Source organism: Streptomyces sediminimaris, assembly GCF_047049295.1.
GTDB lineage: Bacteria > Actinomycetota > Actinomycetes > Streptomycetales > Streptomycetaceae > Streptomyces > Streptomyces sediminimaris.
In genome coordinates, this window is the sequence record NZ_JBJWOT010000003.1 from 271,131 (window position 1) to 283,397 (window position 12,267).

Below are 12,267 nucleotides of genomic sequence, written 5' to 3' on the forward strand. Positions count from 1 at the left end.
CTCCCGTCGTCCGCCCGGAGGGCGTGCCGGGCGTCGCCGGGCCGGGGGAGCTCGACGACAGGGTCTAGGGTCCGGCGGGGCCCGCCAGGGCCGGGGCGAGTTCGGTGGCGAGCCAGTCCTCGACGATCCGCGCCGTGGCCGCCGAGTCCTCCCGGGCGAGGGAGACGTGGTGCGCGTCGACCAGGCGCAGCGCGGCGGCCTCGACCACCGGTGGCGCCGGGTCCGCGCCGGGCTCGAACTGCCCCTCGAAGAAGGGCTTGGTGGCCCGGATGAACAGCACCGGTGCGCTGGTCGGGGTGATCTCCATGGTTTGCAGCAGCGCCATCCAGCGGCCCATCGCGGAGAGTCTCGAGTTGGTCAGCCGGATCGGGTTGCTCGTTGTCTGCGTGAAGTTCATCCGCATCAGCGCGGTGTAGTCGATGCCCTCGCCCTCGGCGTGCGCGAAGCTCAGTGTGTCCAGCATGACCACGGCCTGCGGCCGGATGCCCCAGGTCGTCTCCATCGTCCCGGCGGTCGTGTAGGCGAGCGAGCCGGCCGAGGAGTGGCCCATCAGCACGAACGGACGGCCGTCGGCGGCGCGCAGCGCACTCTCCGCGATGGACTTGACCGCGACCTCCGGGTTGGCCGGCAGGTGTTCGCCGGGCGTGAACCCGAGCAGCGGCAGAGCGCTGACCTTCCGCACGCCCCGCCAGTGCGCGGCCAGCGCGGCGTACTGCTGCGGGCCGGCGTTGGCCGTCGGGGTGCTCACGCAGATCAGCGCCGGCTCGGCGGGCCCTTCGGCGAGCGTGACCGGCCACGGCAGGTCCGGCAGCTCGGCCGTCACCTCGACGCTGGGCCGGATGGCGGCCACCGCCTTGATCATGGTCCTGATCTCGTTGTCCCTGCCGCCGGCCGAGAGCGCGTCGAGGAACATCACTTCGAGCGAATCGGGCTCCTGCTCGGCGGGGACGGCGTCGGCCGGGGTGCCGGTGACGGACAGCCCGGCGAGCAGTCGCTCGGCCAGTGCCGTCGGGTTCTCGGTGTCGAAGATCAATGTGGCCGGAAGTTGGAGGCCGGTCGCCTCGGCCAGCCGGTTGCGCAGCTCCACCGAGGTCAGCGAGTCGAAGCCGAGTTCCATGAACTGCTTGTCGCGGTCCAGCTGCTCCGCGGAGGCCACCCCGAGCACTGCGGCCGACTCGGCGTGTACGAGCTCGAGAACGGCCTGGAGCTGCTGCTCCGGATCCATCGCGGCGAGCCGCTGCTTGAGCGTCGCTCCGCCCGCCCGATCGGCCCCGGCGGTTGCCGCGCGTCGGCGGGCGCCCTTGACCAGGTTGCGGAACAGCGGCGGAATCAGCGCGGGCATCCGGCCGCGGCCGGGCGGCCGACCCTGCGGCACGACGTACGGATCGGCGGTGGACACGGCCACGTCGAACAGCGCCAGCGCCTGAGCGGGGGCGAGCGCCTGACCGGCGGTACCGGCCAGCCGACGCCCGACGTCGCCCGAGGCGCTGCCGGCCATGCCGTCCGACAGGTCCCAGGCCGGCCACGCGATGCTCTGGCCGGCCAGCCCGCCGGCCGCCCGGCGGTTTGCCAGTGCGTTGAGTACGAGGTTCGCGGCCGCGTAGTTGGCCTGTCCGGGCGAGCCGGTGACGGCGCCGACGGAGGAGAACACGATGAACGCTGCCAGGTCGACGCCTTTGGTCGCCTCATGCAGGTTCCAGGCGCCGTCGGCCTTGGGCGCCAGGACGACGTCGAGGCGGTCCGCGGTGAGCGAGGTGAGGACGCCGTCGTCGAGGACGCCGGCGGCATGGATCACCGCGGTCAGCGGATGCTCGGCGGGTATCGACGCGACCAGGGCCGCCGTGGCGTCGGGGTCGGCGACGTCGCACGCCGAGACGGTGACCGTCGCACCGGCCCCGGCCAGTTCGTCGCGCAGTTCGGCGACGCCCGGCGCATCCGGGCCGCGCCGGCTGACGAGATTCAGGTGCTGGACACCGCGCGCGGTGACCAGGTGGCGGGCCAGCAGCGCGCCGACCCCGCCGGTGGCGCCGGTGATCAGGACCGTCCCGTCCGGGTCCCACACGCGGGTCGCGGTTGCCGAGGCCTCATCGGTGGTGGCGCGGGCGAATCGGCCGACGAGCACGCCGCCGTCGGCGATGACGAACTGCTCTTCGTCCCGGGCGGCGAGCAGCTGCGCGAGCGGCAGCGGCCCGGCGGATTCGCCCTGGAGGTCGGCGAGGACGAGGCGGCCGGGGTGTTCGGCCTGGGCGGAGCGGCCGAGACCCCAGACAGCCGCGCCGGCCAGATCGACGCCCGTGAGCGCGTTCTCGGTCAGCAGGATCAGCGGCACGCCGAGAAGCCGGTCGGCGGTGAGCCAACGCTGCAGCACGTCCAGTGCGCCGGCGGCCGTCGCGTGCATCGCCTGCGGCTGCTCGTCAGCCCCGTCCGCGTCCCCGAGCAGGTCGGAGACGGCGAACAGCACGGCGGTCTCCGTGCCGGTCAGCTCGTCCAGCGACGCCACCGAGGCGCCGACGCCCCACCGGTCGTGGCCGAGCACCACGCATCCGGCCGGCGCGGACGCGGTCGTGTTCGCGGTCGTGTTCGCGGTCGTGTTCGCGGTCGGCTCGGCGTCGGCGAGCGGAAGCCAGTCCAGTCGGAGCAGCGCGCCCTGGCCGGACGCGTCCGCCTGCGCCATCGACGGCGTACGCAGTGTCAGGGACCGTACGTGCATGACCAGGCGGCCGGCCGGGTCGACGGCCGTCACCTCGGCGCTCGCGTCGCCGAGGTTCCGGATGAGTGCCCGCACTCTGGTCGCGCCGGACGCGTGCAGCGTCACACCGCTGAACAGGAAGGGCACCCGGGTCACGCCCGGCGTCCCGACGTCCGCGTAGTTGACCGCCTGCAGCACGGCGTCGAGCAGGGCCGGGTGCATGCCGTACGACCGGGCGTCGGCACCCGCGTCGGTGGGGAGTTCGACCTCGACGAGCGCCTCGTCCGGCCGCCGCCGGATTCCCTGGACGCCGAGGAAGGAGGGACCGTAGTCGATGGCCGTCGCCGCGTAGAGCTCGGCCGGGTCGACCGATGTCGTGTCGGTCGGTGGCCACGCCTGCGCGTCGAGCGCGTCCAGGTCCACCGGCAGCTGCGCGGGCCCGGTGGCGGCCAGGGCGCCGACCGCGTACTCGGTCCACGGCGCGTCGGGGTCGTCCGCGGGCCGGCTGAAGATGCGCAGCGGCCGCTTCCCGCTCTCGTCGGCCGGTCCGACCTTCAGCTGCACGAGGGTCGGCGTGTCCCGGCTCAGAACCAGTGGGCTGCCGATGGTGAGTTCGTCGACGCCGCCGCAACCGACCTCGTCCGATGCGCGCAGGGCCAGCTCGAGGAATCCGGTCCCCGGAAAGAAGGCCGTACCGCCGATCGCGTGATCCTCCAGCCATGGCTCGGCGTCCAGGGCGAGTCGGCCGGTGAGCACGACCTCTCCGCTGTCGGCCAGTTCGACCGCCGCGCCGAGCAGCGGATGCCCGACGACGTCCATCCCGGCCGACGCCATGCCCGCGCCGGAGGTCGCTCTGCTCCGCGGCCAGTAGCGCTCGCGTTGGAAGGGGTAGGTCGGCAGGTCGACGCGGCGCGCGCCGGTGCCCGCGAACCACTCCCCCCACTCCACCCCGGCACCGCTCACATACAGCGCGGCCAGCGCGGCCAGCAGACCAGCCGGCTCATCCTCACCCCGACGCAACGGAGTGGCCGTCACGCTCCGCTCGTCGTCGCCCTGGCTCTGGCCCACCAGGCCCGACAGCGCAGCGCCCGGTCCTGTCTCCACGAAGCGGGTCACGCCCGCGCCGCGCAGCCGGTCGACGGCGTCGGCGAACCGCACCGGCTCACGCACCTGCCGCACCCAATACCCCGGGTCACTCATATCCGCGTCCACCGACAGCGACGACACCACCGACAACACGGGCTGACGGAACGTCAACCCCGCCACCACCGACCGGAAATCCTCCAGCATCGGCTCCATCAGCGGCGAGTGGAAGGCGTGCGAGACCCGCAGCCGCCGCGACCGCCGGTCCGGGAAGTGCCCGACCACGGCCTCCACCGCCGACGCCTCACCTGACACCACCACCGACCGCTCACCATTCACGGCCCCGAGAGACGCCCCGGCGCCCAGCAGCGGCGACACCTCGCCCTCCGAGGCACGCACCGCCACCATCGCCCCACCCGCCGGCAACCCCTGCATCAACCGCCCACGCGCCGACACCAACGCACACGCATCCCCCAGCGACAGGACACCCGCCACATACGCCGCCGCGACCTCCCCCACCGAATGACCCACCACCGCATCCGGACGCACCCCGAACGACTCCACCAACCGGAACAGCGCCACCTCCACCGCGAACAACGCCGGCTGCGCCCACCCCGTCTCGTTCAACACCTCATCCGCGTCCGCCTCCGCACCCCACATCACATCCCGCACCCCGGGATCCAGACAGGCAAGCACCTCATCCAGAGCCCGCGCGAACACCGGGAACCGCGCATACAACCCCCGTCCCATCCCCAACCGCTGCGAGCCCTGACCCGGGAAGAGGAAGGCGGTATCGCCGTCCCCCGCGATCCCGCGCACCACCTCGCGGACCGCGTCGCCCTCCGGGATCAGCACCGCCCGATGCGGCAGCCCCGACCGTCCAACCGCCAGCGAGAACCCCACATCCACCGTCGATGAACCGCGCACCGCACCGACCTGTGCCGCGAAGGCATCCAGTGCCGACCAGGACCGGGCCGACACCACCCACGGCACCGGACCCGACACGCCCTCGCCCGGCTTCAGTCCCCTCGCATCAGAGGCATCCGCATCAGCAACCTTGGAATCAGAAGGTTCCGTATCGGGAGCTCCCGTGTCAGGGGCCTCCGTATCTGGAGCCTCCCTACCAGGGGCCTCCGTATCAGGGGCCTGCTCCAGGATCACGTGCGCATTCGTCCCGCTGATCCCGAACGACGACACACCCGCCCGACGCACCCGTCCCACCTCGGGCCACGCACGCCCCTCACTCACCACGTCGATCGCACCCGACGACCAGTCCACCTGCGAGGACAGCTCGTCCACGTACAGCGTCGCCGGCACCACACCGTGCCGCATCGCCTGCACCATCTTGATCACACCCGCAACACCCGCGGCCGCCTGCGTGTGACCGATGTTCGACTTCACACTCCCGAGAAGAAGCGGCTCCTGCCGGCCCTGCCCGTACGTGGCCAGCAACGCCTGCGCCTCGATCGGATCACCGAGCGGCGTGCCCGTCCCGTGGCCCTCCACCACGTCCACGTCCACCGGGCTGAGCCCGGCCCCTGCCAGCGCCTGCCGGATCACCCGCTGCTGCGACGGTCCGTTCGGCGCCGTCAAACCGTTCGACGCACCGTCCTGATTCACCGCCGAGCCCCGCACCACCGCCAGCACCGGATGCCCGTTCGCCACCGCATCGGACAACCGCTCGACCACGACGACGCCCAGGCCCTCGGACCAGCCGGTGCCGTCCGCGGCGTCCGAGTACGACTTGCACCGGCCGTCGGCGGCCAGTCCGCCCTGACGGGAGAAGCCCGCGAAGCTCATCGGCGTGGCCATCACGGTGGCGCCGCCGGCCAGGGCCAGTGTGCACTCGCCACTGCGCAGTGCCTGCGCGGCCAGGTGGAGTGCCACCAGCGACGAGGAACACGCCGTGTCCACCGTCACCGCCGGGCCCTCGAGCCCGAACGAGTACGACACTCGGCCGGACAGGACGCTCGGGCTCAGACCGGTCATCGCGTGGCCCTGCACGTCGTCCTCGGCGGTGAGCACCAGGTTCGAGTAGTCGACGCCGGAGACGCCGACGAACACGCCGGTCCGGCTGCCGCGCAGGGTGAGCGGGTCGATGCCCGAACGCTCGAACGCCTCCCACGACGCCTCCAGCAGCAGGCGCTGCTGCGGATCCATCGCCACCGCCTCACGCGGCGAAATACCGAAGAACCCGGCGTCGAACTCGCCGACCTCGTCGATGAATCCGCCGTAACCGGTCGCGATGTCGCCGAGTTCGCCGGAGCCCGAGGCGTCGAGGTTCCAGCCCCGGTCGGCGGGGAACGGCGTGATGCCGCCGCGGCCCTCGACGAGCAGTGCCCACAAATCCTCAGGGGTGCGGACCCCGCCGGGCAGCCGGCAGGCCATGCCGACGATGGCGATCGGTGCCTGTCGGCCCGCCTCGACCTCGCGCAGCCGGTCCTTGGTCTGCCGCAGGTCGGCCGTGACCCACTTGAGATACTCGACGAGCTTGGCGTCCTCGGACATGAATCAGCGCCTTTCGGTGTGCAATCCGGCAGAGAGCCGACGGTCGAGCGGCGGCAGTGGGATCGGTCCAGCCACGGAGTCTGCGGCGCGGCGTTGACGAAAATCCCCAGTGTTCGCGCGTGGCGCCGACGCGCCCCGACCAGGTCCGGCAGACGAGGGAAAGCCCTAGTTCTGCGGTGGGCTAATGGCCGCTGACAGCATGCGGACGACGGCAGCCGCGATGGCACCGGGGTCCGCTCGAACGATTCGAGGGGACCATGGAAGTCGCGCAGAACCAGTTGAGCACCCGCACTTCCCGTGACCCGGCCGCGGGCTCGGCGCCGTACGAGACGGCGGCCGTCGGCGGGCCCGGGCTGATCGAGCGGATCCTGCTGACCACCGACGGAACGGTCACCATCCTGCTCGAACAGATCGTCGGAGAGGGCATCACGACCTCCGCGCTCGCCCATCGCAGCGCCCCGGTGGACCCGCTCGCCGCCGCCGCGCTGCCCCATCCGCCCGGCAGCCTGACCACCCGCACGACACAGCTGATCGGAACCGAGACCGGCACCGTGTACGTCCGGGCCACCTCGCTGTTCTGCCCTCAGGCGCTGCCCGAGCGGATCCACACGAGTCTGATGACCACCGGGGAACCGCTCGGCCGACTGCTGCGGCGCAACCGGATCGAGTCCTTCCGGGAGATCCTCTCCATCGACCTTCCGGACGGGCACGGCCGCCAGGAGCCGCGCCGGCGCTACGTCATCTGCATCGGCGGCAGCCCGGCGGTGCACATCGAGGAGATCTTCAGCGCGCAGTGCTTCCGGTCGCGGACGGCCGCGGCCGTCGCCGCCGACTGACCGCGTGCACCGTGAGACCGCACGAGGACGAGAGCGGACGAAGGGGTCCGGATACATGATCGGTCAGCACACCAAGACTCAGAACGACGTCCACCCCGACGCCGAGACGGACACCGGGGCGGACACCAGGGCGGACACCAGGGCGGACGTCGACGTCGTGGACTTCCCGGCGCGGCTGGCCGGGCAGCCGTTCCCGCCACGGCAGTACGCGGATCTCCGCGAGCGCGGCTGCCCGGTGCGCAGCCATCTGCCGAACGGGCAGCCGGTCTGGCTCGTCTCCGGATACGAGGACGTGCGCACGGTGCTGACCGACGAGCGGATCAGCGCCAACCCGGCCAACCCGGGCTTCCCGCGTGTGGCCCTTACCGGGGGCGTGCCGACCCAGGATCAGATCCCGGGCTGGTTCGTCGGCCTCGACCCGCCTGAGCACGACCGCTATCGCAAGGTGCTGATCCCGGAGTTCTCGGTCCGCCGGATCCGGGGCTGGCGCCCGGTGATCCAGCAGACGGTGGACGAATGCGTCACCGCGTTGCTCGAACACGGCGGTGAGGCGGACCTCGTCTCCGCGTTCTCCGTGGCCGTGCCGTCCCGGATCATCGCGACGATCCTCGGCGTTCCGCTCTCGGACCGCGACTTCTACGAGTCGCGTACCCAGATCCTGGTGAACCTCGGGAACAGCACCGACGAGGAACGCACCGAGGCGGCGCAGCAGTTGCTGCGGCACATCCACCGGCTCATCACCATCAAGCAGAAGTGGCCCGGCGACGACCTGATCAGCCGGATCCTGGCGACCGGCGTTCTGGCACCGCGGGAGCTGTCCGGCGTCGTGATGCTGCTGCTGATCGCCGGGCACGAGACGACGGCGAACAACATCTCGCTCGGGATCCTGACGCTGCTGCGCCATCCCGAGTGGATCGGCGGCGAGGGCATCGTGGACGAGTTGATCCGGTTCCATTCGGTCGCCGACCTGGTGGCGATGCGCACCGTGCTCGAGGACGTCGACGTCGGTGGCCGGGTGCTGCACGCCGGCGAGGGCATCGTCCCGCTGCTCGGCTCGGCGAACCACGACGGCGCCGTGTTCGACGATCCGGACCGGTTCTGCCCCGGCCGCTCGGCCCGCGGGCACGTCGGCTTCGGCTACGGCGTGCACCAATGCCTCGGCCAGAACCTTGTGCGCGTCGAGATGGAGTGCGTGTTCGACACTCTGTTCGCGCGCATCCCCACGCTGCGGCTGGCCTGCCCGCCCGAGGAGGTCCCGTACAAGTACGACGGGACGGTGTTCGGCGTGCGCAGCCTGCCGGTCGCCTGGTGACCGGCCGCTCAATCTCGAGGAGTCAAGGGATGCATATCGTCAGCGATACGGACAAGTGCGTGGGCGCGGGCCAGTGCGTGTACTCCGCGCCGGAGTTCTTCGACCAGGACGAGGACGCGATCGTCATCGTGGTCGACGAGGCGCCGGAAGCCGGCCGGTTCGCGCTGGTCCGCTCGGCGGTCGACCGGTGCCCCTCCGGGGCGCTCTCCCTGGTCGAGGACCGGGTGGCCGAGGATCGGTTGGCCGGGGACCGGATGGCCGAGGACCGGGTGGCCGGGGACCGGGTGGCCGGGGACCGGATGGCCGGGGACCGGGTGGAGGGCTGAGCAGGCCATGACCGCAGTGGAACACCCGGGGCTGATGGCCTCGGACCTGCCGGTCGAACGGCGTGTGTGTCCGCGTCGGCGGCAGGCGACCGAGGGCCCGGCCGTGCGCCGCGTCCGCACGCCGGCCGGCGACCAGGCATGGCTGGTGACCGGCTACGCGCAGGTGCGGGACCTGCTGCGGGACGAGCGGCTCGGCCGCTCGCACCCCAGGCCCGGCCTGCGCGCGCGGTACGCCGGAGATCCGACCTACGACCAGGTCATGTCCGCCGACCACACCCAGGCCGACACGATGCACCACGGCATCCGCAACCTGATCAAGCCGCAGTTCACCACGCGGCGGATGCTCGCCATGCGCCCGCGCGTGCGGCGTTACGCCGCCGAGCAGGTCGACGTGCTGATCGCCAAGGGTCCGCCGACCGAGCTGCGTACGGACTTCTCCGAGCCGCTGATCCGCCGGGTGCTGTGCGACCTGTTCGGAGTTCCGGACAGCGAGGTCGGGCAGTGCGTGGAGTTCATGCGGCGCAGCGCGAGCGGGGACACCGCGCTCGCGACGTATCTTCGACGGCTCATCATGGTCAAGCGCTTCCGCCCGGACGACGGTGTCGTCGCACGGCTCTGCCAGACCGACACGCCCGACGAGCAGGTGGTCCAGGCGTTGATGCTGATGCAGTTCGCCGGTGTGGGCGCGACGAGCAAGCAGATCGCCTACGGTGTGCTGCTGCTGGCCGAACACGCCGAGCAGCGCAGCGCGCTGGCAGCCGATCCGGCGCTGGTGCCGTCCGCCGTGGAGGAGCTGCTGCGGCTGTCCGGGAGTCTGAGCCTGCCGCGGTACGCGCGCGAGGACATCGAGATGGCCGGAGTCACGATCGGCGAGGGCGACCTGGTCCTGCTCGACCTGACCTCGGCGAACTTCGACGAAGCGGCGTTCGCCGATGCGACGACGCTGGACCCGGCGCGGTCGCCGAACCGGCACCTGACCTTCAGCTACGGCGTCTGGACCTGTCTGGGCGCCCCCCTGGCGCGCATGCTCCTCGCCGTGGTCTTCGAGGAGCTGCTGACCCGGATGCCGAACCTGCGGCCGGCTGCCCCGGTCGATCCGAGGAGCGGGCCGCTGACCGGCGGCCTTCCCGAGCGGCTCGAACTCACCTGGTAGCGCCCGGCTCACCTGGCGGTGCCTGGTTGGTACGCCTGGTGGCGCCCGGTTGGTACGCCTGGTGGTGCCCGGTTGGTACGCGTGCCGGCAGGGCCTCTTCTTCCCGTTCTCCACCTGTCCCGACGTCCATGAGCGGCCGGCGCCGCCTCCTTTCACGGGAGGCGGCGCCGGCCGCTTCTGCCGGGAGGGGTCAGTTGCTGCGCCTGCCGAGTTCGTCGTCGATCAAGGCGAAGATCTCCTCGGTGGTCGCGGCCTGGATCCGGTCCGCCTCCGATGTGCTCTCGGCGCCGTTCTGCCCGCCCGCGGCCAGGCTGCACCGGTCGAGCAGCTGCCGCAGCCGGGTCGCGATCCCGACCCGGTTCACTTCGTCCAGCTCGGCCGCCGCCATGACGGACTCGAGACGGTCGAGTTCGGTGAGGACCGACGGGCCCGTGTCGTCCGCGCCCTGCGGGCACAGCTCGTCCAGCAGGTATTCGGCGAGCCTGCCAGGCGTGGCGTAGTCGAAGACGAGGGTCGCGGGCAGCCGCCGCAGGCCGGTGGCCGCCATCAGCCGATTGCGCAGCTCGACGGCGGTGAGCGAGTCGAAGCCGAACTGCTTGAACTCCCGGTCGGTCCGGACGCGGTCGGGCGTGTTGTGGCCGAGGACCGCGGCAGCCTGGGTGCGGACCAGGTCGGTGAGGTGACGTATCCGGTTCTGCGGGGGCATCGCGGCGATCTGCTGTGCGGTGTCCGCCGCGGTGCGGGTGATCCCCGCGGCGGACCGGCGCCGCGCGCCGATCAGGTCGCGGAACATCGCGGGCACGCTGTCCAGACCGCCGCTGGATCGCGGGGTTCGCAGGGCGATGGCGACGAGCGACGCATGGGTGGCGTCCGTGGCGGCGTCGAACATGGCGAGGCCCCTGTCGACATCGATCCGCGCGAACGGGCCGGTCCGGGCGTCGGCCGCGTCGGCGGACCTCCCGAGGTCCTCCCAGGGACCCCACGCGATCGAGACCCCGGGCAGTCGGAGGGTCTCCTGCCGGTACGCGGCCAGCGCGTCGAGGTAGGTGTCGGCGGCCGCGTGACCCGCCCGGCCGGGCACGCCGATGATCCCGGTGATGGACGAGTACAGCACGAACGCGGCCAACGGCTGGTCCAGCGTCGCCTCGTGAAGGTTCCACGCGCCTTCCACCTTCGGCGCCAGAACGGTCGCCAGGCGCTCGGCGCTCAGCCCGCTGATCAGACCGCTGTCGTCGTCGAAGGCCTCCTCGGCGTACACGACCGCCGTCAGCGGCCGCTCGAGCTCGCTGACGAGTGCGCGCACCGCCGCCGCGTCGGCAAGGTCGCACACCGCCACCGCGACCTCGGCGCCGTGGGCCGCGGCCTCCTGCTCGAGTACCTCGCGGTCCGCGTCGCTGCGGGCCGCCAGGACCACGTGGCGTTGCCCGCGATCGACGACGAGATGCCGGACGAGCGCACCCGCCAGCCCGGCCACGTCCCCGGTGACCAGCACTGTGCCCTCGGGATCCCACGCCCGCGCTGTCGCCGGGTCACTGTCACCGGCAGGCATCCGGGCAAGACGTCCCACGAGCGGGATGCCACCGCGCACCACGACCTGCGGCTCGTCGGCCGGCAGAGCGAGCCCGACGGCCACGTCCTGGTCGGACTCGACGTCGAGCAGCCCGAAGCGGCCGGGGTGCTCGGACTGCGCGGTGCGCAGCAGTCCCCATACGGCGGATGCCGCGAGATCGGTCGGTCCACCCGGCCCGGCGGCTCCGCGGGTGACCGCCACGAGCCGGGACACGGCCAGGCGCTCGTCGGCCAGCCAGGCGTGGACGAGCTCCAGCACACGGGCGGTGACGGAACGGACCTCCCGCCCCCCGGCGGCTTCGGTTCCACGGACATCGACCAGCACCGTGTCCGGGACGGGATCGAGGCCGGCGAGCGTGCCGAGATCGTCACCCCGCACTACGGTGAGGCCGTCGACGCCGCGCAGCCCGGACAGCCCTTCGCCGAGCACGCCCACCGTCTGCGGGGTCGTGGCCGGCTCGGCGTCCCTGGGCAGCCAGCGCGGAAGGAAGAGCGAGTCGGCGGCGGTTTCGCCGGACGCGGCGGGTCCGTGGAAGGTTCCGTCCTGCGGGCGGTCGCGAAGCGTTCGGACGGACAGTACGGGCTGACCGCCGAGGTCGGCCGCTTCGATGGCGACCTGGTCGGTGCCGGTGTCGGTCAGGCGGACGCGCAGCGCCGATGCGCCGGAGGCGTGCAGGCCGACTCCGTCCCAGGCGAACGGCAGCCGCTGCCCCTCACCGGCGTCCCGCGTGAGCAGCAGCGCGTGGAGAGCGGAGTCGAGCAGGGCCGGGTGCAGGCCGAAGCGGTCCGCG

General features: G+C 72.3%; 6 protein-coding genes. 4 read left to right on the forward strand and 2 right to left on the reverse strand.

Going from position 1 to position 12,267, the window contains the following annotated elements; genetic code table 11:
• Positions 1 to 64 precede the first annotated feature (64 nt).
• On the reverse strand, positions 65 to 6,280 hold the full coding sequence (locus ACJ9NR_RS40460; protein WP_412494787.1) for an SDR family NAD(P)-dependent oxidoreductase: 6,216 nt from the start codon (positions 6,278 to 6,280) through the stop codon (positions 65 to 67).
• Between the two features lie 257 nt (positions 6,281 to 6,537).
• Between ACJ9NR_RS40460 and ACJ9NR_RS40465 the strand changes: the two genes are divergently transcribed.
• From ACJ9NR_RS40465 to ACJ9NR_RS40480, 4 genes are read left to right on the forward strand one after another with little or no spacing between them, the layout of a single operon-like run.
• The gene (locus ACJ9NR_RS40465) at positions 6,538 to 7,116 is read left to right on the forward strand and encodes a chorismate--pyruvate lyase family protein (RefSeq protein WP_412494786.1); all 579 of its coding nucleotides are present in this window, start codon (positions 6,538 to 6,540) and stop codon (positions 7,114 to 7,116) included.
• 55 nt (positions 7,117 to 7,171) lie between these two features.
• Entirely contained in the window at positions 7,172 to 8,428 is a 1,257-nt protein-coding gene (locus ACJ9NR_RS40470) for a cytochrome P450 (RefSeq protein WP_412494784.1), read from the forward strand.
• 29 nt (positions 8,429 to 8,457) lie between these two features.
• A complete protein-coding gene (locus ACJ9NR_RS40475; RefSeq protein ID WP_412494783.1) occupies positions 8,458 to 8,754 on the forward strand; it encodes a ferredoxin in 297 nt (98 codons plus the stop codon).
• A gap of 7 nt (positions 8,755 to 8,761) precedes the next feature.
• The gene (locus ACJ9NR_RS40480; RefSeq protein WP_412494782.1) at positions 8,762 to 9,907 is read left to right on the forward strand and encodes a cytochrome P450; all 1,146 of its coding nucleotides are present in this window, start codon (positions 8,762 to 8,764) and stop codon (positions 9,905 to 9,907) included.
• A 190-nt stretch (positions 9,908 to 10,097) separates the two neighbouring features.
• On the opposite strand, the gene ACJ9NR_RS40485 is transcribed toward ACJ9NR_RS40480, so the two are convergent.
• On the reverse strand, positions 10,098 to 12,267 hold a 2,170-nt coding region (locus ACJ9NR_RS40485; protein ID WP_412512792.1), incomplete at its 5' end, for a type I polyketide synthase.

Coding starts and splice junctions, on each gene's coding strand:
- ACJ9NR_RS40460 (WP_412494787.1), bottom strand. CDS start 6,280: ATGTCCGAGGACGCCAAGCTCGTCGAGTATCTCAAGTGGGTCACGGCC.
- ACJ9NR_RS40465 (WP_412494786.1), top strand. CDS start 6,538: ATGGAAGTCGCGCAGAACCAGTTGAGCACCCGCACTTCCCGTGACCCG.
- ACJ9NR_RS40470 (WP_412494784.1), top strand. CDS start 7,172: ATGATCGGTCAGCACACCAAGACTCAGAACGACGTCCACCCCGACGCC.
- ACJ9NR_RS40475 (WP_412494783.1), top strand. CDS start 8,458: ATGCATATCGTCAGCGATACGGACAAGTGCGTGGGCGCGGGCCAGTGC.
- ACJ9NR_RS40480 (WP_412494782.1), top strand. CDS start 8,762: ATGACCGCAGTGGAACACCCGGGGCTGATGGCCTCGGACCTGCCGGTC.